Here is a 20,065-nt window from a genome sequence, read left to right as displayed (position 1 = left end):
AGGAGCCGCCTCATGTGGTATTTCTCATGGATACTCGGCCTGGGCCTGGCATGCGCTTTTGCCATCCTCAACGCCATGTGGTTCGAGCTGCGCGAAGGTCACTCGCACGACCCGCGCGTCAGCCGTAACGACGAGTGAGCGGCGGCGCCAGCAGCCTGGAGCATGACCCGTCGGCCAGTTTGCAGAAACCGCCGCGCGAACAATCGCGGTGGTTGATGACGCTGGCCAAGGCGGCCAGGCCCGGCTTGATGCTCGCCGGCGCCGCGCCGCTGGTCAGCGGCGCGTTGCTGGTGGTGCAGGCGTGGTTGCTCGCGCGTGTGCTGGACGCCGCAATCGTTCAGCACGCGCCGCGCCAGCAACTGCTGGCCAGCATCCTGGCCATCGCGGCGTTGATGCTGCTGCGCGCCACCATCACCTGGGCGGGCGAACGCGCCGGCGCCGATGCCGCTGAACGCATCAAGCGTCACGTGCGCCAGTCCTTGTTTTCGCGAATGGTAGCCAAGGGGCCTTACTGGACCCGTGGCAAGGCCTCGGGCGAATTGGCCAGCGCGGTCGTGGACCAGGTGGAAGCGCTGGACGGCTTCTTTGCCAAGTACCTGCCCGCCATGGCCGCCGCGGCGTTATTGCCCGTGGCGTTTTCGGTGGTGTTGCTGCCGGTGGACGTGGTGGCCGGCCTGGTGCTGCTGATCACGGCGCCGCTGATTCCCTTGTTCATGGCGCTGGTGGGGTGGGGCGCGCAAGGCGCCAGCCGCCGCCATTTGCGCGCCTTTGCGCGCTTGTCGGGCTTCTTCGCGGATCGCTTGCGCGGCTTGTCGACACTGAAACTGTATGGCCGCGCCGACGCCGAAGCCGCCTCGGTCGTGGCCGCCAGCGACGCGCTGCGCCAGCGCACGATGTCGGTGCTGCGCATCGCATTCCTGTCGTCCGCCGTACTGGAATTCTTCGCCGCGCTGGGCGTGGCGGGCGTGGCCGTGTACATCGGCTTGACGTACCTGGGCTTCCTGGATGTGCGCTGGTCGCCCCTGACGTTGCAGGCGGGCTTGTTCTGCCTGCTGATGGCGCCCGAAGTCTACGCACCGCTGCGCCAGTTCGCCGCGCATTATCACGACCGCGCCACCGCGCTGGCCGCCGTGACGCAAATCGCGGTGCTGTTCGACGGCTTGCCCCTGGACGATGCCGCCGAACCGGGGCGGGTCCACGGGCAGGGGCAACCGCAGCCGCAACTGCAACCGCAGCCGCAGCCGCAACCGCCATCGCAACCGCCACTGCAAAGCCCACCCTACGCCACCGCCCGATCGCACTTGTCGGCGGCGGCACTGTCGGTGTCTGCGCTGACCGTGCTGGCGCCGGGCCGCGCGCAACCGGTGCTGTCTGATGCCTCGCTAACGCTGGCGCCCGGCGAACACGCCGCGTTGATGGGGCCCAGCGGCATCGGCAAGTCGACGCTGATCGAGGCCATCGCCCGCCTGCGCCCCCACCAGGGCCATATCCTCGTGGACGGCCTGCCGCTTGAGGCATGGGACGAAGCCGCTTTGCGCGGGCGGGTGGCGTTGATCGGTCAGACGCCCCAGCTATTGGCCGGGTCCATCGCCGACAACATCCGCCTGGGCCGCCCGGCCGCGTCCGATGCCGACGTGCACGAAGCCGCGCGCCGCGCGTGCGTGCTGACGTTTACCGACGCCCTGCCGCAAGGCCTGGATACGCTGCTGGGCAGCCGTGGTCACGGCTTGTCAGGCGGGCAGGCGCAGCGCGTGGCGCTGGCGCGCTTGTTCCTGCGCGACCCGGGGCTGATCCTGCTGGACGAGCCCACCGCGCATCTGGACGAAACGACGCAGGCGCGCGTGCTTGAGGAAATTCTGGAATTTGCCGTGGGCCGGACCTTGTTGCTGGCCACGCATTCGCCGGCCGTGGCCGCGCGCGTCGGCCGGGTGCTTCGGCTGGCCAACGGCGGCTTGGAAGACGCATGAAGAATCTGCTGTTGCTGCTGCCGCTATACGCACGCCGAAAAAGCGGGCTTTTGCTCGCATTGTTCTGTGCGTTGGCTACCGTTGCTGCCGGCGTCGGCTTGTTGGGCGTGTCGGGCTGGTTCCTGACGGGCGCGGCCTTGGCGGGGGCGGGCGGTGTGTTCAACCTGTTTGCCCCGTCCGCGCTGGTGCGCGGCCTGTCGTTCCTGCGCATCGTGTCTCGCTACGCCGATCGCGTGGTCGGGCATTCCGCCACGCTGCGCCTGTTGGCCGACCTGCGCGCCATGGTGTTTGGCGCGTTGATCCGTTTGACCCCGAGACAACTCGCCCGCTATCGCAGCGGCGATCTGGTCGCGCGCATGACGGGCGACGTCGACGCATTGGACACGGTATTCCTCTTTGTGCTGGCGCCCTTGGCGACGGCCGTGTTGGCCGGCGCCGTCTTAACCGCCGTTTTGGGAATGTGGGTGCCGGCAGCGGCGTTGACGTTTGCGCTGGCCTTGCTGACCGCTTGCGTGCTGGTGCCGCTGTGGCTGCTGCGCGCCGCGAAAAAGCCCGGCGCGGCCGCCCAGGAAAGCGCCGCCGGGCTGCGCGCGGCGACCTTGGACGCCGTGGAAGGTCACGCCGATATGGTCGCGCTGCATACGCAGGCCCAGACCGCGGAACATTTTCAGCGCCTGTGCGAGGCCAGCGCGCGCGCTCGACGCAGCCAGGCGCGTGTCGCCGCACGCGGTCAGTGGTTCTTGCAGATCGCCGCGGGTGTGTCGGTGCTGGCATTGCTGTGGTTCGGCCTGGGCACCCACGAAGCCGGCGGTATCGACGGCCCCGTACTGGTCGGGCTACTGCTGGCGGTGATAGGCATTTTTGAAGTGGCCGGCCCCATCATGCGGGGCGCGTCGCGCATGGGCTCCGCCATGACTGCCGCCGCGCGCATCCGTGAAGTCACGCAGGCCCAACCCGACATGCAGGACCCCGCCCACCCGCGCGTCTTGCCCCAAAGCGGCGCGCTGGAGCTGGACGGGGTGACGTTTCGCTACCCGGCGCGGTCGGCGGACCACAGCCCCGCCGTACTGGACGGCATCCAGTTGCATGTTGAACCGGGTGAACGCGTGGCCATTCTGGGCGCCAGCGGCGCGGGCAAGTCCACGCTGCTGCACCTGATCCTGCGGCTGGAAGATCCGCAAGCCGGGCAGGTGCGCTTTGGCGGCGTCGACGCCCGCGCGTGCACGCAGCGTGATTGGCACCGCCGGATTGCCTTGTTGTCGCAAGATGCCCCCGTATTCCTGGGCACGCTGCGCACCAATCTGTTGATCGGCGACGCCGACGCCGATGATGCGGCGTTGTGGCGCGCGCTGGATGCCGCCCGCCTGGGCGACTTTGTGCGCGCGCTGCCGGAAGGGCTGGACACCTGGGCTGGCGAAACGGGGTCGCAGTTGTCGGCCGGGCAGGCGCGCCGCCTGTGTCTGGCGCGCGCCTTGTTGTCGCCGGCGGCCCTTATCGTGCTGGACGAACCCACCGCCGGGCTGGACGCTGCCGCCGAGGCCAGCTTCTTCAATGACCTGGAACGCGCGGTGACCGGTCGGTCGGTGGTGGTGGTGACGCACGCCGCGCTACCCCCCGGCGCCGTGCACCGCAGCCTGCAATTGTGCAATGGTCAATTACATGACCTGTCATCGCAGCCGGCATTCCTGGCTTAAGCGCGGTGGCAGGGTTATAGTTCGCCTTGCTTCAATTCTTCAGGCCCGCCTTTCATGCAGACCGACAACGCCGAGACCATCCGGCGCACCATCCGCAGCGTTCCGGACTGGCCCCAACCTGGTGTCATCTTCCGCGACATCACGCCCGTCCTGCAGGACCCGCGGGCGTTCCGGGTTTTGATCGATCTGTTCGTCTACCGCTATATGCGCCAACGCCTTGACCTGGTGGCCGGCATCGACGCGCGCGGCTTCATCGTGGGCAGCGTGCTGGCCTACGAGCTGAACCTGGGTTTTGTGCCGGTGCGCAAAAAGGGCAAGCTGCCTTTCCGCACCGTGGCCGAGGAGTATTCGCTGGAATATGGCAATGCCGCCGTCGAGATGCACACGGACTCCGTGCGCACCGGCCAGCGCGTGCTGCTGGTCGACGACCTGATCGCCACGGGCGGCACCATGCTGGCGGCCATTAAGCTGTTGCAGCGACTGGGCGCCAACGTGGTCGAGGCCGCCGCGATTATCGACCTGCCCGATCTGGGCGGCTCCACCAAAGTGGCCGAAACCGGCACGCCGCTTTTCACCGTCTGTCAGTACGGCGCGGCCACGCCGTAACCGCCGCTCGCGCTTAGGAATCCGACAGCCTGGGCTGGATGAAATCCAGAAACGCCTTGGTCTTGGCGGGCAGCATGCGCGAGGGCAGCAGCGCAAACAACGGCAGCGGCGTGAGGCTCCAGTCGGGCAGCACCCGCACCAGCCCAGACTGCTTGATGGCGCGTTCCATCGCGTCGAACACCAGCAGCGGCGTAATGCCCAGCCCCTGGCTGGCCAGCCGCCCCAACATGCCGACGTTGTTGGCCGACAGCCTGCCTGATACCTGCACGCGTTCCACCTTGTCTCCCGAATGCAGCATCCAGAACGACGATTCCTCGCGCATGGTGGGGCGCAGGCATTCGTGGTGCGTCAGGTCGCCCGGCACGCGCGGTTCGCCATAGCGCGCCAGATAATCCGGCGACGCGTACAACTGGTGCGCCATCAGGACGATCTTGCGCGAAATCAGGCTGGAATCGGGTTGCTGCCCAAAGCGCAGGATCAGGTCGAACGGATTGCTGATCGGATCGATCGGACGCATGCTCAGATCGAAATCGCATTCGATATCGGGATGCTGCTCGCGAAATTCGCTGATGACGGCCGGCAGGAACAGCTGGGCCAGGCTGGTCGGCAGCGAGATACGCAACCGCCCCTTGGGCTGCACCGCCATGTCCAGCAACTGGTCGTGCGCAATGCGTGCTTCTTCAACAATATGGCGGCAGCGTTCGAAATAGATCGCGCCGGCTTCGGTCAGGTCGATCTTGCGCGTGCTGCGGTTCAGCAACCGCATCCCCACGCTGCGTTCCAGTTCGCTGACACGGCGCGACAGCGTGGACGTTGGAATATTCAAGGCTTCGGCGGCGTGGCTGAAGTTCTTGCGCTTGGCGACTTCGACAAAAAGCGCGATGTCGTTAAGCTGGATATCCATGGGGTCCTCGACTCTGTAAATTCCATTTCTGGCAGGTTTGTATGATAAATGGATTTATTGTCCCGCCAGCTGAAATGTCTATTTCCTTGCGCTGAATATCGGCTTCCTGGTTCGTGCTGTCCGGTTTCGCGGGGCCGGCTTGCGGCAAGCTGAACGCCCGCAAGGCTTGCCACGCCCTGGCGCCGCTGTGACGTCCGAAGACTGCGGGCACGATTGCTCAAATATTGCACCGCTGCCGCCCAGTGCATCAGGCGATTGTCCCATCCGTGCAAATATGTTCACCAAATTAAGGGTTTTTACTAAGCCGGATTTTCCAGATACTTCGTCCCAGCAATCAAACAGTCACATCGCGGCTGCCATTCTGGCGCCGGACGCTGTGCAAGGTTTAGGATGGAGTCATCACAATGAAAGCCCTAGCAACCGCACTCATGGTTACCGCAACCCTGGTTGGCATGACCGCCGCCCACGCCGATGGCAAGACGCGTGAACAGGTCCAACAAGAACTGCAAGCCGCCAAGGCCGCCGGCCAGGTCACGTTTGGTGAACTGGACTACCCGCCCGCCACGGTGCAGCAAACCGGTCTGACGCGCGAGCAGGTTCAGCAAGAACTGCAAAGCGCCAAGGCCGCCGGCCAAGTCACCACCGCTGAACTGGACTACCCGCCCCGCGCCACCGTGTCGCAATCCGGTGGCAAGACGCGCGAGCAGGTCCGCCAGGAACTGGCCGAAGCCAAGGCGCGCGGCGAATACACCTTTGGCGAATTGGACTACCCGCCCAAGGGCAAGTAAGCCCGCCGATCGATTTGTTGCACTACCCGTACCCGCTGGTCACGAAAAAACCCCTTGAGACGCCAAGGGGTTTTTTATTCGCCGGTCATCCGTGTCGGCACGTCGAAAGCCCCGTCCAGTGTGGCGTTTTTGCCGCATAACTGGTCGGTGCGCACAACAAGTGCTGTCGGGAAATTCTGGCGCATTGAACATCGATGCGCGGCGCGCCACTCAATGGCGAGCAAACATTCGCATTTATTTTCAAGGCCTTAAGCGCAACGCTGCGCTGCCGTGCACCGCGGTCGCGGCCGCATTATCCCAACCATGGAAAGTAGTTCGTCGAAATCCGTGTTACTTCGCGTTGCAGCACGCCGGACACTAGCGTCAGTGCAGACGCCGCTTGCGAATCGCAGCGGCACGCAGCAGGCCCGCCGTTTGGGCGTGGCCGTTGCGCATGCCTTTTCATCTCGCCATTTTGGGGTAACTGTTATGAAGAAGACGCTATTGGCCGTCGCGTTGCTGGCAGGCTTTGCCAGTGCCGCGCAAGCCGCCGACTCCGTGACGCTGTACGGCTTGATCGACGCCGGTATCGGCTACGAACAAGTGAAGTTCAACGGTGTGAAGCAAAGCCGTATCGGCGGCGTGCAGGGCGTGAGCAGTGGCTCGCGCTTCGGCCTGCGCGGCACGGAAGACCTGGGCGACGGCCTGCGCGCCGTGTTCACTTTGGAAGGCGGCTTTGGCCCGATGAACGGCAAGTCGGCCCAGAACGGCCGCCTGTTCGGTCGTCAAGCCACGGTGGGCCTGGACAGCGATTACTGGGGTCGCCTGGAATTCGGTCGTCAAACGAACCTGGCCTCGAAGTACTTCGGCTCCATCGACCCGTTCTCGATCAGCTACAACACCGCCAACATGGGTACGACGTTCGGCAGCGCCAACACGATGCGCCTGGACAACATGGTGCTGTATCAAACGCCCAGCCTGGGCGGCTTCAAGGCCGGCGTCGGCTATTCGTTCAGCGCGGATGACACCGTCAGCGACACCACGCAGACCGGCTTTGCCACGGGCAACAACAACCGCGTGCTGACCGTTGGCGCGCAGTACGTGAATGGCCCGCTGAACCTGGCCGCCGCGTACGACCGCTTCGACCCGACCAACGATCGCGTTGGTGGCAAGAGCGCCGCGCGCATCCAGGAATACATCGTGGGTGGTTCGTATGACTTTGAAGTCGTGAAGCTGGCTGCCGCATTTGGCCAGACGCGCGACGGCTGGTTCGTGGGCCAGAACATGGGCACCACGCCGGAAGGCATGAACAACCTGGGTTCGTTCAAGCTGGCCGATGGCTTTCGCGCCAACTCGTACATGATCGGCGCCACCGTGCCGTTGGGCCGTCACGCCATCTTCGGTTCGTGGCAGCGCGCCACCCCGGGCAACGACAAGCTGACGGGCGATGACGCCACGTTCAACGTGTACAGCCTGGGCTACACCTACGACTTCACCAAGCGCACCAACCTGTACGCGTACGCCTCCTACGGCGACAACTACGCGTTCCAGCACGACGCACGCGACACCGCCGTCGCCGTGGGCTTGCGCCACCGCTTCTAATCGGCGGGACGCCTGGCTGAACCCTGCTGAATGCGCGGCTTATCTCCGTAGGCCGCCGAGTGACAGCGAGCCCCCCCTTGGGTTCAGCCGGGCGTCCTTGACGGACAGAAGGGAAGGGCCTCCAGATGGAGGCCCTCTCGCATTGTGGGCAGCGTGTTGTGGGGTAGCGCGTCGTCTACAGGAACAGCTTGTAGGCCGGGTTGTCGGTCTCGTTCCAGTGGGGATAGCCCAGTTCGGCCACAAAAGCGCGGAACTGTTTCTTGTCGGCGGGCGGCACCTGGATGCCGATCAGGATGCGGCCATAGTCGGCGCCCTGGTTGCGATAGTGGAACAGGCTGATGTTCCAGTCCGGATTCATCGCGTTCAAAAAACGCATCAGCGCGCCCGGGCGCTCGGGGAATTCAAAGCGGTACAGCAGTTCGTTGCGCGCCAGCGCCGACCGGCCGCCCACCATGTGGCGCAAGTGCGTCTTGGCCATTTCGTCGTGCGTCAGGTCCAGCGTGTCAAAGCCGTGGCGGCGGAAATTGGCGGCGATCTTGTCGGGCTCGGCGGCCGAGGACACCTGGATGCCCACGAACACATGCGCGCGGTCCGCATCGGAAATCCGGTAGTTGAACTCGGTCACGCTGCGTTCGCCCACCAGTTCACAGAAGCGGCGGAAGCTGCCGCGTTGCTCGGGCATGGTTACGGCGAAGACGGCTTCGCGCATTTCGCCGACTTCGGCGCGTTCAGCCACAAAGCGCAGGCGGTCGAAGTTCATGTTGGCGCCGCAGGCGATCGCTACCAGCGTCTTGCCCTTCAGGTGGTGTTCGGCGGCGTATTGCTTGGCGCCGGCCACGGCCATGGCGCCCGCCGGTTCCAACACGCTGCGCGTGTCCTGAAAGACGTCCTTGATCGCGGCGCAGATCGAATCCGTGTTGACCACGACAAAGTCGTCCACGTATTGACGCGTCAGCTTGAAGGTTTCGGCGCCCACCATCTTGACGGCGGTGCCGTCCGAGAACAGCCCGACGTCATTGAGCTGCACGCGGCGGCCGGCGCGCACGCTGCGCAGCATGGCGTCGGAGTCTTCGGTCTGCACCCCGATGATCTTGATTTCGGGGCGCAACTGCTTGATATAGGCCGCCACGCCCGAGATCAATCCGCCGCCGCCGATGGCCACGAAGATGGCGTCGATGGGGCCGGGGTGCTGGCGCAGAATTTCCATGCCCACCGTGCCCTGGCCCGCGATCACGTCGGGGTCGTCAAAGGGGTGGACGAAGGTCAGCTTTTCTTTTTTCTCAAGGGTTTGCGCGTGTGCGAAGGCGTCGGTGAAGCTTTCACCGGCCAGCACCACTTCGCCACCCAGTCGGCGCACCGCGTCCACCTTCACTTGGGGGCTGGTCGTGGGCATGACGATGACCGCGCGGCAGCCCAGCCGGCTGGCCGCCAGCGCCACGCCCTGGGCATGGTTGCCGGCCGACGCTGCGATCACGCCGCGGTTCAGCGCGGCGGCCGGCAGGTTGGCCATCTTGTTATAGGCGCCGCGCAGCTTGAAGCTGAACACAGCCTGGGTGTCTTCACGCTTGAGCAGCACCGTGTTCGACATGCGCGCGGACAGCTGGGGCGCCACCTCCAGCGGCGATTCCACCGCCACGTCGTAAACCTTCGAAGTCAGGATGCGTTTCAGATAATCAGTGGACATGGGCCGCGCACAGAAGCAAAAGTGAGGATTGGGCGAGATTATTGCAGGGAAAGCCGCGTCGCCCGACAGGTTTCTGGTTGCGATGCCGCGACGTGGACGCGCGGGCCGGTTCGATTCCTGATCGTCATTTCCCTGCGCGCGGCTACACTCGCTCCTCATGGAAGAAAGCCTCTTATCCGCTGTTCACTGGTTGCTGGGAATGTTGGCGCTGCCCTCGGTGGGCCTGTCCGCCATCTTCACGGTGTCGTTGATATCCGCCACCTTGCTGCCGCTGGGCTCCGAGCCGGCGGTGTTCGGCTTCATCAAGTTGGCGCCCGACATGTTCTGGCCCGCCATCCTGGTGGCTACGGCCGGCAACACCGTGGGTGGGGCGATCAGCTACTGGATGGGCGTGGGCGCCGAAAAAGCCGTGCAACGGTGGAAGGAAAAGCACCCGCATCCGCATCCGGACGCCACCGAGGGCGGGCGCATGCGCGGCCGCTGGAACGAACGCGCGCATGACTGGCTGCACCGCATGGGTCCTCCCGCGCTGCTCTTGTCGTGGCTGCCCGCCGTGGGCGATCCGCTGTGCGCCGTGGCCGGCTGGTTGCGCTTGTCGTTCTGGCCGTGCGTGCTCTATATGGCCATCGGCAAATTCCTGCGCTACCTGGCCATGACTGCCAGCCTGCTTTGGTTCTTCCCAGGCCAGATCTAAGCACCGACTTTCAATTTAATCGGGACGGTACATACCGTTTTCCCCGCGCCATTGGCCGGCTTCCTAAGGGTATTAGGGGTCAAGTCCGGCCAATGGCATAAAATAATTTTTTATGGGCCCCTCTTGCCGCCATGAACGCCCCACTCGCTAGCCACATCTTGAACGGGGCGATGCCGCCCGCCGCTCCCGCGCGATTGCGCGAAATCCCCTACAACTACACGTCGTTTTCCGACCGCGAGATTGTCGGCCGGCTGTTGGGCGATGACGCCTGGAGCCTGCTGTCCGACCTGCGCGGCGAACGCCGCACCGGCCGCTCTGCGCGGATGCTGTACGAAGTGCTGGGCGATATCTGGGTGGTGCGCCGCAACCCGTACTTGCAGGATGACCTGCTGGACAACCCCAAGCGCCGCAAGCAGCTGATCGACGCGCTGCATCACCGCCTGAGTGAAATCGATCGCCGCCGCGAGCCGGGTTCGCCCACGGAAGAAGGGCACGACCCGCATCGCGATGAAAAGGTCGTCGGCTTGCTGGCCCGCGCCCGTTCCGCCATTGCCGCCTTCGAAGGCGAATTCGACCAGACCACCATGATGCGCAAGCAGGCGCAGAAGGTGCTGGGCCGCATCACCGCGCGCGACAACATCAAGTTCGACGGCCTGTCGCGCGTATCCCACGTGACGGACGCTACCGACTGGCGCGTGGAATACCCGTTCGTGGTGCTGACCCCCGATTCCGAAGACGAAATCGCCGCGCTGGTCACTGCCTGTATCGAACTGGGCCTGACCATCGTGCCGCGCGGCGGCGGCACCGGCTACACGGGCGGCGCCATCCCGCTGACCTGGAAGTCGGCCGTCATCAACACCGAGAAATTCGACAAGCTGGGCAAGGTCGAGTCCTGTATCTTGCCGGGCCTGACCGAGCCCGTGGCCGTCATCCATGCCGGCGCCGGCGTCGTCACCAAGCGCGTTTCCGAAGCGGCCGAGGCCGCCGGTTTCGTGTTCGCCGTGGACCCGACTTCGGCCGAAGCCTCGTGCGTGGGCGGCAACATCGCCATGAACGCGGGCGGCAAGAAGGCCGTGCTGTGGGGCACCGCGCTGGACAACCTGGCCTGGTGGCGCATGGTGGACCCGGACGGCAACTGGCTGGAAGTCACCCGCCTGGAACACAACATGGGCAAGATCCATGACGTGGAAACGGCACGCTTCGAACTCAAGTGGTTCGACGGCAAGGGCAAGCCCGGCGAGCGCCTGCTGAGAACCGAGCTGCTTGAAATCAAGGGCCGGGTGTTCCGCAAGGAAGGCCTGGGCAAGGACGTTACCGACAAGTTCCTGGCCGGCTTGCCCGGCATTCAGAAAGAAGGCTGCGACGGCCTGATCACGTCGGCGCGCTGGGTGCTGCACCGCATGCCGCGCCACACGCGCACGGTCTGTATGGAATTCTTCGGGCAGGCGCGCGACGCCATCCCGTCGATTGTCGAGGTCAAGGGCTATCTGGACGGCGAAGGCAAGGCGCGCGGCGCCATCCTGGCCGGCCTGGAACACCTGGACGAGCGCTATCTGCGCGCGGTCGGCTACGCCACCAAGAGCAAGCGCGGCGTGCTGCCCAAGATGGTGCTGATCGGTGACATCGTTGGCGACGATGACGACGCCGTGGCCGCTGCCGCCAGCGAAGTCGTGCGCCTGGCCAACACGCGCCATGGCGAAGGCTTCGTGGCCGTCAGCCCCGAGGCGCGCAAGAAGTTCTGGCTGGACCGCTCGCGCACCGCCGCGATTGCGCGTCACACCAACGCCTTCAAGATCAATGAAGACGTGGTGATCCCGCTGCCCCGCATGGGCGAATACACGGATCACATCGAACGCATCAATATCGAACTGTCGACCAGCAACAAGCTCAAGCTGCTGGGCGCGCTGGATGCCTACCTGTGCACGCCGCTGCCGGTGGGCAAGGCCGACGACGCCGATATCGAAAGCACCCGCGCCGAAGTGCTGGCGGACCGCACGCGCCAGGCGCTTGAGCTGCTGGGCAGCGTGCGCCAGCGCTGGCAATGGCTGCTGGACAACCTGGACCTGCCGCTGGCGCAGGCGCTGCCCGAACTGCAAGCACTGGGCCTGGGCGACGTCCACGCCACGCTGACCGACCGCCTGGCCGCGCAGCCCACCGCGCGCGTGTTCGACGTGGTGCAGGACCGCACCATCCGCGTGTCCTGGAAGACCGAAGTGCTGGCCGGCCTGCAACGCACGTTCTCGGGCGCGTCGTACAAGAAGATCGTCGACGAACTCATCGCCATCCACGGCCGCGTGTTGAAAAGCCGCGTGTTCGTCGCGCTGCACATGCACGCCGGCGACGGCAACGTGCACACCAACATCCCGGTCAACTCGGACGACTACGAAATGCTGCGCGAGGCCCATCAGGCCGTCGACCGCATCATGCAGATCGCCCGCGACCTGGACGGTGTGATCTCGGGCGAACACGGCATCGGCCTGACCAAGTACGAATTCCTGACCGAAGCCGAACTGGCGCCGTTCCAGGACTACAAGCGTCGCGTCGACCCCAACGGCCACTTCAACGCCGGCAAGCTGATGCCGGGCGCCGACCTGCGCCACGCCTGGACGCCCAGCTTCAACCTGATGGGCCACGAGTCGCTGATCATGCAGCAAAGCGACATCGGCGCCATCTCGGAATCCATCAAGGACTGCCTGCGTTGCGGCAAGTGCAAGCCGGTGTGCGCCACCCACGTGCCGCGCGCCAACCTGCTGTATTCGCCCCGCAACAAGATCCTGGCCACCTCCTTGCTGGTGGAAGCCTTCCTGTACGAAGAGCAGACTCGACGCGGCGTCAGCCTGAAGCACTGGGAAGAATTCGAAGACGTGGCCGACCACTGCACGGTCTGCCACAAGTGCTACAACCCCTGTCCGGTCGATATCGACTTTGGCGACGTGTCGATGAACATGCGCGCCGTGCTGCGCCGCATGGGCCGCAAGTCGTTCAACCCGGGCACGGCCAGCGCCATGTTCTTCCTGAACGCCAAGGACCCGGCCACCATCAACGCCACGCGCAAGGCGATGGTGGGCGTGGGCTACAAGGTGCAGCGCGCGGCGCACGACCTGTTCTCCGGCCTGGTGAAAAAGCAGACGGCCAAGCCGCCGGCCACCGTCGGCAAGCCGCCGCTGCGCGAGCAGGTCATTCACTTCGTGAACAAGAAGATGCCCGGCGGGTTGCCCAAGCAGGCGGCGCGCAAGCTGCTGGACATTGAAGACGCCAACTACGTGCCGATCATTCGTGACCCCAAGGCCACGACCGCCGACACCGAAGCCGTGTTCTATTTCCCCGGCTGCGGTTCCGAACGCCTGTTCTCGCAAGTGGGCCTGGCCACGCAAGCCATGCTCTGGCACGCCGGCGTGCAGACCGTCTTGCCGCCGGGCTACCTGTGCTGCGGCTACCCCCAGCGCGGCAACGGCATGACCGACAAGGCCGAGCAGATCATTACCGACAACCGGGTGCTGTTCCACCGGGTCGCCAACACGCTGAACTACCTGGACATCAAGACCGTGGTGGTCAGCTGCGGCACCTGCTACGACCAGCTGTCGGGCTATGAATTCGACAAGATCTTCCCGGGTTGCCGCCTGATCGACATCCACGAGTACCTGCTGGAAAAGGGCATCAAGCTGGAAGGCGCCAAGGGCGTGCGCTACATGTATCACGACCCCTGCCACACCCCGATGAAGCTGCAAGAGCCGATGAAGACGGTTCGCGCCCTGGTCGGCGACGACGCCATCAAGAGCGACCGCTGCTGCGGGGAGTCGGGCACGTTGGCGGTCAGCCGGCCCGACATTTCCACGCAGGTGCGCTTCCGCAAACAGGAAGAGCTGCTCAAGGGCGACGCCGCGCTGCGTGGCGACGGCTTCGCGGGCGACGTGAAGGTGCTGACGTCCTGCCCGTCGTGCTTGCAAGGCTTGTCGCGCTATGAAGGCGACGTCAAGATGGAAGCCGACTACATCGTTGTCGAAATGGCCCGCCACATCCTGGGCGAAGGCTGGATGGAAGACTACGTGAAACGCGCCAACGCCGGCGGCATCGAGCGCGTGCTGGTGTAAGGCGGCCAGCGCCTGGCCCCATGAAAAAACCCGCGTTCATCGCTGAACGCGGGTTTTTTATTGCCTTGCCGAATCCACGAATCCACGCATCACGGATCACAGATCACGGATTGCGGATTACTCCAGCTTGATGTTGGCCTTCTTGATCACGTCGGCCCAGGCGCTGCGCTCTTGTTCGGCATAGGCCTTGAAGTCCTGCGCGGACATCGGCATCGGGATCACGCCCATGTCCAGCATCTTTTGCGACACGGCGGCGCTTTTCAGCGTGGCGTCCAGGTCGGCCGACAGCTTTTTCACCACCGCTTCCGGCACGCCGGCCGGGCCCACCAGGCCTTGCCAGGCGTAGGCCGTGAAGTTGGCCACGCCCTGTTCCGCCATGGTCGGCGTGTCGGGCAAGACCGACACGCGTTCCGGCGTGGCGGCGGCCAGCACGCGCAGCTTGCCGGCCTTGACGTTGGGCAGGCCCGAGGCCAGGTCGATGAACATCACGTCCACCTGTCCGCCCAGCAGGTCCTGAATGGCGGGGGCCGCGCCCTTGTAGGGCACGTGCAGCAGGTTGGCGCCGGTGCGCTGCTTGAACAGTTCAAGCGCCAGATGGTGCGGCGAACCCGCGCCGGCCGATGCGGCGGTCAGCTTACCCGGCTCTTTCTTGGCGGCATCCAGCACGTCCTGCACCGACTTGTACGGCGAATTCACGTTCACGGCCAGCAGCAGCGGAAACTTGGCAATGCCGCCGATGTAGGTGAACTTGGCCGGGTCGTAGGACAGCTTGGCGTACAGCGACGAGTTGAACGCCAGGGTGCCCGAGTCCGCCGTGCCCACCATGTAGCCGGTGGGGTCGGCCTGGGCGATGGCGGTGGCGCCGATGATGGTGGCCGCGCCGGGGCGGTTTTCCACCACGATGGTCTGGCCCAACGATTTTTCCAGGCTGCTGGCGACCGTACGCGCCACCACATCGGTGCCGCCGCCGGCCGGGTACGGCACGATCCAGCGGACGGGTTGCGTGGGCCACGATTGGGCGGATGCCGTGGCGGCGGCCAACGACAGGGCGGCCAGCGCCAACAGGCGCCGTGCGGAATGTTGCATGGGGTGTCTCCTCGTGCGGAATCAAAGTTTGAGCGCGACGCGGGCGGTCGTGTTCTGCGCCGTCGGTTCGCGTCGCTATTTTTTGCGCCGCTATTATGCTCGCGTTCGACGCGAAAAGGGGGCCGTCCGGCCCCCCGTTTTCCCGCATCACGTGGCCCCGTTACTGTGGGTCGGGGTAGGTACGGGCGCCGAATATCGCCGTGCCGATGCGCACTTCGGTCGAGCCTTCCTCGATAGCCAATTCGAAATCGCCGCTCATGCCCATCGACAGGCGGTCCAGCGACACGCCCTCGATGTTTTCGGCGCGCAGGCTGTCGCGCAGCGTGCGCAGGGCGCGAAAGCAGGCCCGCACTGGTTCCGGATCGGGCGAGTTGACGGCCAGCGTCATCAGCCCCTTGACGTGCAACGTGGGAAATTCCGCCGCGATGCGCCGCAGGAACGCCGACACGTCTTGAGGCGCCATGCCGAACTTGCTGGGCTCGGAAGACGTTTTCACCTGCACCAGCACGTCCAGCGTGCGGCCTTCGGTCAGCAGGCGGCGATGCAAGGCTTCGGCCAGGTCGACGCGGTCCAGCGATTGCACTTCGGCGGCGTCGCGCGCGGCGTCCTTGGCCTTGTTCGTCTGCAAATGGCCAATCAGCACCCATTGCAGGCCCTGGCCGGCCAGCGCTGCCGCCTTCTGTCGGATTTCCTGCGTTTTGTTCTCGCCAAAACGCGTCATGCCCAGCGCCATGGCTTCGCGGATCGCGTCCACCTCGAAGGTCTTGCTGACGGGCAGCAGCACCACGCTGTCCGGGCTGCGCCCGGCCCGCGCGCAGGCGTCGGCGATGCGTTGATGGATATGGGCAATGCGCCCGGCCATGGTGTCTTCGACGGTCATGCAGCTCTCTTGCAGGAACAGGATGTCCCATAGTGTAGGACTGCGCGCGCTCGTTTCGCCACACGGTGCGCGCCAGTCGTTGACCCTGCGTAATACGCAGGCTTAGAATTTGCGGAGATTTGTTTATATTTCAATGTTCTATGCCCTCCGGCGCCGCCCCAGCGGGCGACACGGTTTCCCACCTTCCCCGGTCTCCCGCCATGTCCAGCGCTGCGCCAGAATACGCCTTTGCCACGCCTTTCCTGAATCCCCCCGCTTCCCCCATCCGGTCCTTGATGCCCTACGCGTTGCGTCCCGGCACCATTTCGCTGGCCGGCGGCTACCCCGCCCAGGAGCTGTTTGACGTCGAAGGCTTGTCGGTGGCGTCCACCCAGGTCATGTCGCGGCTGGGCGCCTGCCTGCAATATTCCAACATCGATGGCCAAGCCAGCCTGCGTAACGAGCTGGCGCGCCTGTCCGCCGCACGCGGCCTGCACTGCAATGCCGACACCGAGCTGGTTGTGACGGGCGGGTCGCAGCAGGCTCTGGCGCTGCTGACGCGCGTGATGCTGCAACCCGGCGACCACGCCATCATTGAATCGCCCGCGTTCCCTAATTCCGTGCAGGCGTTGCGCTACACGGGCGCCACCGTGCACACCGTGGCATCCGGCCCGGACGGCATCGACGTGGACGCGTTGGACGAACTGGCCACGCGGGTCAAGCCGAAGATGGTCTGCGTCGTGGCCTCGTTCTCGAACCCTTGCGGCGCCACCATCTCGCGCCAGCGCCGTCTGCGCTTGCTGGAACTGGCGGTCAAGCATCGCTTCCTGATCGTTGAAGACGACCCGTACAGCGAACTGCGCTTTGCCGGCGAAGCCGTGCCGCCCATCGCGGCCCTGGCGGAAGGCGAAGCCCGCCACTGGGCGGTGTACCTGGCCAGCATGTCCAAGACCATGGCGCCCGCGCTGCGCATCGGCTGGCTGATCGCCCCGCCGGAAATCCGCCGCCGCTGCGTCAGCGCCAAGGCGGCCGACGATATGGCCTCGTCGGCGTGGATCCAGGAAGTGGTGGCGCAGTACCTGGCCAACGGCCGCTACGACGAACACGTGCCGCGCATTCGCGCCGCCTATGGCCTGCGCTGCGACGCGATGGCCCAGGGGTTGGCGCGCGAACTGGACGGCCGCGTCAGCTTCAGCAAGCCCGAAGGCGGCATGTTCTTCTGGGCGCGGCTGACGGGCGATGTGGACGCCACGCGCCTGTTGCCGTATGCGATTGAACACGAAGTGGTTTATGTACCCGGCAAGGCGTTCTACGCCAATGTCGAACAGGCCGACCTGTTTGCCATGCGCATGTCGTTTGCCACCATGAACGAAGCGCAAATTGCCCAGGGCATGGTGCGCCTGGGTCGCGCGCTGGACGCGTGCGAAGCGAACGAGCCGGTGTCGATTTCGTTGGCGGCGTAGGGCACCCGGTAACCGGGCGGCGCGGCGCAACCCCACCAGCGGGCGGCGCTGCGCATACCTAAATAAGCGCTTGTTATTTGGCGCGGGCGCTTCATGTCTATAAGCTTCTTGCCTCGGCGCGTCCGCGCGCCCGGTACAACAGGAATCCAGGTCATGAACATTGCAAAAGGGTTGGTGGGCGCGGCGCTATTGGTAGCGGCGGCGCAGGGCGCGCAAGCGGCAACGGTAGACGTCGTGCGCCAGCGCGGCGCCGTGGCTTGCGGCACGACCACGGGCTTTGCCGGCTTTTCAGCGCCCGACGCGCAAGGCAAGTGGCAAGGGCTGGACGTGGACCTTTGCCGCGCCATCGCCGCGGCGGTCTTTGGCGATGCCAACAAGATCAAGGTGGTGCCGCTGAATTCGCAGCAGCGCTTCACCGCGTTGCAATCGGGCGAAGTGGACGTGTTGACCCGCAACACCACCGTCACGCAGCAGCGCGACACGGCGCTGGGCATCATCCACGCCGGCATCAATTTCTACGACGGCCAGGGCTTTCTGGTGCCCAAGTCGCTGGGCGTGAAAAGCGCCAAGGACATCAACGGCGCAACCATCTGCCTGCAAACGGGCACGTCCAACGAGAACACGTTGGCCGACTGGGCGCGCGCCAACAACGTCACGTACAAGCCGGTGGTGATCGAAACGTTCAACGAAGTGGTCAACGCCTTCGCGGCGGGTCGTTGCGACGTGTTCTCGACGGACGCGTCGGGCCTGGCGTCGATCCGTATCTCCAAGCTGCAAAATCCGGACGACTACGTCGTGCTGCCCGAGATCATTTCCAAGGAACCGCTGGGCCCGTTCGTGCGCCAGGGTGACGATACGTGGCTGAACATCGTGCGCTGGTCGCTGTCGGCAATGATCGAAGCCGAAGAATACGGCGTCACGTCCAAGAACGTGGACGAGCAGCTAAAAAGCGCCAACCCGAACATCAAGCGCATTCTGGGTGTCACGCCCGGCAGTGGCGCGAACCTGGGCCTGGACGAAAAATGGGCCTACAACATCGTCAAGCAGGTGGGCAATTACGGCGAGAGCTTTGAACGGAACGTGGGCGAAGGCAGCCCGCTGAAGATCAAGCGCGGCCTGAATGCGCAATGGACGCAAGGCGGCTTGATGTACGCGCTGCCGATCCGCTGATCGGCAGGGTTACAGGGTTGCGGCAACGCCGCACCCTGCCTTCCCAGCCCGTCATCCGCGCCGATACAGCTGCGCGATCTTCACAAAGGCCGCGCGCAGTTCGCGCGTGCCGCCCTGGATGATGACGGGTTTGCCTCGGTGCGTGAATATCACCAGGCGCTTGGAAAACAGCATGGGCACAAAGCGTGCATAGCGCACGTCTTCCCATGCCACTTCGCGACGCGTGAACCAGGATTGGCGCAGGCCACGATCGTCGATCGTGGTGATCGACGTCTGCATGTGCCAGGACACGAACAGCAGCCCCACAAAGCACAGCACCACGACCACCGCCAGCACCGTGTCGAACGGCTGCGCGGGCGCGCGAATCGCGGTGGTGACCACCTGCACGCCCAGCACCGCCAGGATCACCCAGGCCAGAATGCGGACCCAGTCGGGCCAGGCCTGGCCCGACAACGGCAACGGGCCGATCTCGCGCAGCAGGGCCGCGCGATCTTCAAGAGTCGGGGCGGGGCCAGGCGAGGTCATGCCGCCCGTTTGGCCGCGATGGCATTGCCCGCGCGGCTGGAACCCTTGCGGTTCAGGTTGGCCGACATCCACTGGCCGATATCGACCACGGCGTCGAAGTCCACGCCCGTGTCGATGTCCAGCCCGCGCAGCATGTACAGCACGTCTTCGGTGGCGACGTTGCCCGTGGCGCCCTTGGCGTAGGGGCAGCCGCCCAGGCCGGCAACCGACGTATGGAAGATCGAGATGCCGGTTTCCAACGCGGCCAGGATGTTGGCCAGCGCCTGGCCGTAGGTGTCATGGAAATGGCCGGACACGCGCGCCGGATCGACCACGCGGGTCACGGCCGTCATCACGTCGCGCACCCGCTGCGGCGTGCCCACGCCAATGGTGTCGGCCACGTCGATTTCATCCACCTGCATTGCCAGGTAGCGCTGCGCCACGTCCACCACCGACGCAATCGGAACCTCGCCTTGATACGGACAGCCCAGCGCGCAGCTGATGCTGCCACGCACGCGGATGCCGGCGTCGCGCGCGGCTTGCACCACGGGCTCGAAGCGAGCGATGGATTCCGCGATGGAGCAGTTGATGTTCTTTTGCGAAAACGCTTCGCTGGCGGCGCCAAAGATGACGATTTCATCCGCGCCGGCGGCCAGCGCGCCTTCAAAGCCCTTCATGTTCGGCGTCAGCACGGAATAGATCGTGCCCGGGCGGCGTTCGATGCGCGCCATGACATCGGCGCCGTCGGCCATCTGCGGCACCCACTTGGGCGACACGAACGACGCGGCTTCCACATTGGGGAAGCCCGCGGCGGACAGGCGGTTGACCAGCTCGACCTTGATGTCGGTCGGCACGAATTCCTTTTCATTTTGCAGACCGTCGCGGGGCGACACTTCGACGATCTTCACGCGGGAGGGCAAAGCCATGTCTCTTCCTGGTTCGATTTGGGTGACGCGGCGCGCAACGCTGCGGCG

At 65.1% G+C, this 20,065-nt stretch carries 16 protein-coding genes; 10 read left to right on the top strand and 6 right to left on the bottom strand.

Annotated features, from left to right (window positions below):
• The first annotated feature begins 12 nt into the window (after nt 1-12).
• From cydX to AC0Z35_RS06005, 4 genes are read left to right on the top strand one after another with little or no spacing between them, the layout of a single operon-like run.
• A complete protein-coding gene (gene cydX, locus AC0Z35_RS06020; RefSeq protein ID WP_046803087.1) occupies nt 13-138 on the top strand; it encodes a cytochrome bd-I oxidase subunit CydX in 126 nt (41 codons plus the stop codon).
• On the top strand, nt 135-1,967 hold the full coding sequence (cydD, locus tag AC0Z35_RS06015; RefSeq protein WP_485131115.1) for a thiol reductant ABC exporter subunit CydD: 1,833 nt from the start codon (nt 135-137) through the stop codon (nt 1,965-1,967). The genes cydX and cydD overlap by 4 nt, the downstream gene beginning before the upstream one ends.
• Nucleotides 1,964-3,661: a thiol reductant ABC exporter subunit CydC gene (cydC, locus tag AC0Z35_RS06010; protein WP_485131116.1), complete on the top strand. Its 1,698-nt coding sequence runs from the start codon at nt 1,964-1,966 to the stop codon at nt 3,659-3,661. The genes cydD and cydC overlap by 4 nt, the downstream gene beginning before the upstream one ends.
• Nucleotides 3,662-3,715: 54 nt before the next feature.
• Nucleotides 3,716-4,267 carry an adenine phosphoribosyltransferase gene (locus AC0Z35_RS06005; RefSeq protein ID WP_046803090.1) on the top strand — a complete coding sequence of 184 codons (552 nt, stop codon included), beginning with the start codon at nt 3,716-3,718 and terminating at the stop codon, nt 4,265-4,267.
• A gap of 13 nt (nt 4,268-4,280) precedes the next feature.
• On the opposite strand, the gene AC0Z35_RS06000 is transcribed toward AC0Z35_RS06005, so the two are convergent.
• Nucleotides 4,281-5,171 (bottom strand): LysR family transcriptional regulator, encoded by an 891-nt coding sequence (locus tag AC0Z35_RS06000; RefSeq protein WP_046803091.1) that lies wholly within the window; start codon nt 5,169-5,171, stop codon nt 4,281-4,283.
• A 404-nt stretch (nt 5,172-5,575) separates the two neighbouring features.
• Here AC0Z35_RS06000 and AC0Z35_RS05995 point away from each other — a divergent pair, with 404 nt between their 5' ends.
• On the top strand, nt 5,576-5,959 hold the full coding sequence (locus AC0Z35_RS05995; protein ID WP_219991355.1) for a DUF4148 domain-containing protein: 384 nt from the start codon (nt 5,576-5,578) through the stop codon (nt 5,957-5,959).
• Between the two features lie 468 nt (nt 5,960-6,427).
• On the top strand, nt 6,428-7,540 hold the full coding sequence (locus AC0Z35_RS05990; protein ID WP_485131117.1) for a porin: 1,113 nt from the start codon (nt 6,428-6,430) through the stop codon (nt 7,538-7,540).
• 175 nt (nt 7,541-7,715) lie between these two features.
• On the opposite strand, the gene ilvA is transcribed toward AC0Z35_RS05990, so the two are convergent.
• The gene (ilvA, locus tag AC0Z35_RS05985) at nt 7,716-9,224 is read right to left on the bottom strand and encodes a threonine ammonia-lyase, biosynthetic (protein WP_319302104.1); all 1,509 of its coding nucleotides are present in this window, start codon (nt 9,222-9,224) and stop codon (nt 7,716-7,718) included.
• A gap of 157 nt (nt 9,225-9,381) precedes the next feature.
• On the opposite strand from ilvA, the gene AC0Z35_RS05980 reads away from it, so the two are divergent.
• Both AC0Z35_RS05980 and AC0Z35_RS05975 read left to right on the top strand, forming a co-directional pair.
• Nucleotides 9,382-9,918, top strand: coding sequence for a YqaA family protein (locus AC0Z35_RS05980; RefSeq protein ID WP_104142643.1), 537 nt, complete (start codon nt 9,382-9,384; stop codon nt 9,916-9,918).
• Nucleotides 9,919-10,049: 131 nt separating this feature from the next.
• Nucleotides 10,050-14,009 carry a DUF3683 domain-containing protein gene (locus AC0Z35_RS05975; protein ID WP_046803096.1) on the top strand — a complete coding sequence of 1,320 codons (3,960 nt, stop codon included), beginning with the start codon at nt 10,050-10,052 and terminating at the stop codon, nt 14,007-14,009.
• 117 nt (nt 14,010-14,126) lie between these two features.
• Here the strand turns inward: AC0Z35_RS05975 and AC0Z35_RS05970 are convergent, their stop codons facing one another.
• On the bottom strand, nt 14,127-15,095 hold the full coding sequence (locus tag AC0Z35_RS05970) for a Bug family tripartite tricarboxylate transporter substrate binding protein (protein WP_319302108.1): 969 nt from the start codon (nt 15,093-15,095) through the stop codon (nt 14,127-14,129).
• A 160-nt stretch (nt 15,096-15,255) separates the two neighbouring features.
• Entirely contained in the window at nt 15,256-15,975 is a 720-nt protein-coding gene (locus tag AC0Z35_RS05965; protein WP_485131118.1) for a YggS family pyridoxal phosphate-dependent enzyme, read from the bottom strand.
• A gap of 200 nt (nt 15,976-16,175) precedes the next feature.
• Here AC0Z35_RS05965 and AC0Z35_RS05960 point away from each other — a divergent pair, with 200 nt between their 5' ends.
• Complete coding sequence (locus AC0Z35_RS05960) at nt 16,176-17,417, top strand: aminotransferase-like domain-containing protein (protein ID WP_485131119.1); 1,242 nt, start codon at nt 16,176-16,178, stop codon at nt 17,415-17,417.
• Between the two features lie 153 nt (nt 17,418-17,570).
• Nucleotides 17,571-18,587, top strand: coding sequence for an amino acid ABC transporter substrate-binding protein (locus tag AC0Z35_RS05955; RefSeq protein ID WP_104142648.1), 1,017 nt, complete (start codon nt 17,571-17,573; stop codon nt 18,585-18,587).
• Between the two features lie 51 nt (nt 18,588-18,638).
• On the opposite strand, the gene AC0Z35_RS05950 is transcribed toward AC0Z35_RS05955, so the two are convergent.
• Nucleotides 18,639-19,112, bottom strand: coding sequence for a hypothetical protein (locus AC0Z35_RS05950; protein WP_120157202.1), 474 nt, complete (start codon nt 19,110-19,112; stop codon nt 18,639-18,641).
• Nucleotides 19,109-20,017 carry a hydroxymethylglutaryl-CoA lyase gene (locus AC0Z35_RS05945; RefSeq protein ID WP_046803102.1) on the bottom strand — a complete coding sequence of 303 codons (909 nt, stop codon included), beginning with the start codon at nt 20,015-20,017 and terminating at the stop codon, nt 19,109-19,111. Before AC0Z35_RS05945 ends, AC0Z35_RS05950 begins: the two co-directional genes overlap by 4 nt.
• Nucleotides 20,018-20,065 lie beyond the last annotated feature (48 nt).

The organism is Achromobacter sp. 1L-A-4-B-C2, assembly GCF_057291955.1.
This window is presented reverse-complemented; position numbering and strand designations above follow the sequence as displayed.

Bases quoted from the DNA above. Each gene is read 5' to 3' on its own strand.
- AC0Z35_RS05960 (WP_485131119.1), top strand. From the start codon at position 16,176: ATGTCCAGCGCTGCGCCAGAATACGCCTTTGCCACGCCTTTCCTGAAT.
- AC0Z35_RS05995 (WP_219991355.1), top strand. From the start codon at position 5,576: ATGAAAGCCCTAGCAACCGCACTCATGGTTACCGCAACCCTGGTTGGC.
- AC0Z35_RS05990 (WP_485131117.1), top strand. From the start codon at position 6,428: ATGAAGAAGACGCTATTGGCCGTCGCGTTGCTGGCAGGCTTTGCCAGT.
- AC0Z35_RS06005 (WP_046803090.1), top strand. From the start codon at position 3,716: ATGCAGACCGACAACGCCGAGACCATCCGGCGCACCATCCGCAGCGTT.
- AC0Z35_RS05970 (WP_319302108.1), bottom strand. From the start codon at position 15,095: ATGCAACATTCCGCACGGCGCCTGTTGGCGCTGGCCGCCCTGTCGTTG.
- cydC (WP_485131116.1), top strand. From the start codon at position 1,964: ATGAAGAATCTGCTGTTGCTGCTGCCGCTATACGCACGCCGAAAAAGC.
- AC0Z35_RS05965 (WP_485131118.1), bottom strand. From the start codon at position 15,975: ATGACCGTCGAAGACACCATGGCCGGGCGCATTGCCCATATCCATCAA.
- ilvA (WP_319302104.1), bottom strand. From the start codon at position 9,224: ATGTCCACTGATTATCTGAAACGCATCCTGACTTCGAAGGTTTACGAC.
- AC0Z35_RS06000 (WP_046803091.1), bottom strand. From the start codon at position 5,171: ATGGATATCCAGCTTAACGACATCGCGCTTTTTGTCGAAGTCGCCAAG.
- cydX (WP_046803087.1), top strand. From the start codon at position 13: ATGTGGTATTTCTCATGGATACTCGGCCTGGGCCTGGCATGCGCTTTT.
- AC0Z35_RS05955 (WP_104142648.1), top strand. From the start codon at position 17,571: ATGAACATTGCAAAAGGGTTGGTGGGCGCGGCGCTATTGGTAGCGGCG.
- AC0Z35_RS05975 (WP_046803096.1), top strand. From the start codon at position 10,050: ATGAACGCCCCACTCGCTAGCCACATCTTGAACGGGGCGATGCCGCCC.
- AC0Z35_RS05950 (WP_120157202.1), bottom strand. From the start codon at position 19,112: ATGACCTCGCCTGGCCCCGCCCCGACTCTTGAAGATCGCGCGGCCCTG.
- AC0Z35_RS05945 (WP_046803102.1), bottom strand. From the start codon at position 20,017: ATGGCTTTGCCCTCCCGCGTGAAGATCGTCGAAGTGTCGCCCCGCGAC.
- AC0Z35_RS05980 (WP_104142643.1), top strand. From the start codon at position 9,382: ATGGAAGAAAGCCTCTTATCCGCTGTTCACTGGTTGCTGGGAATGTTG.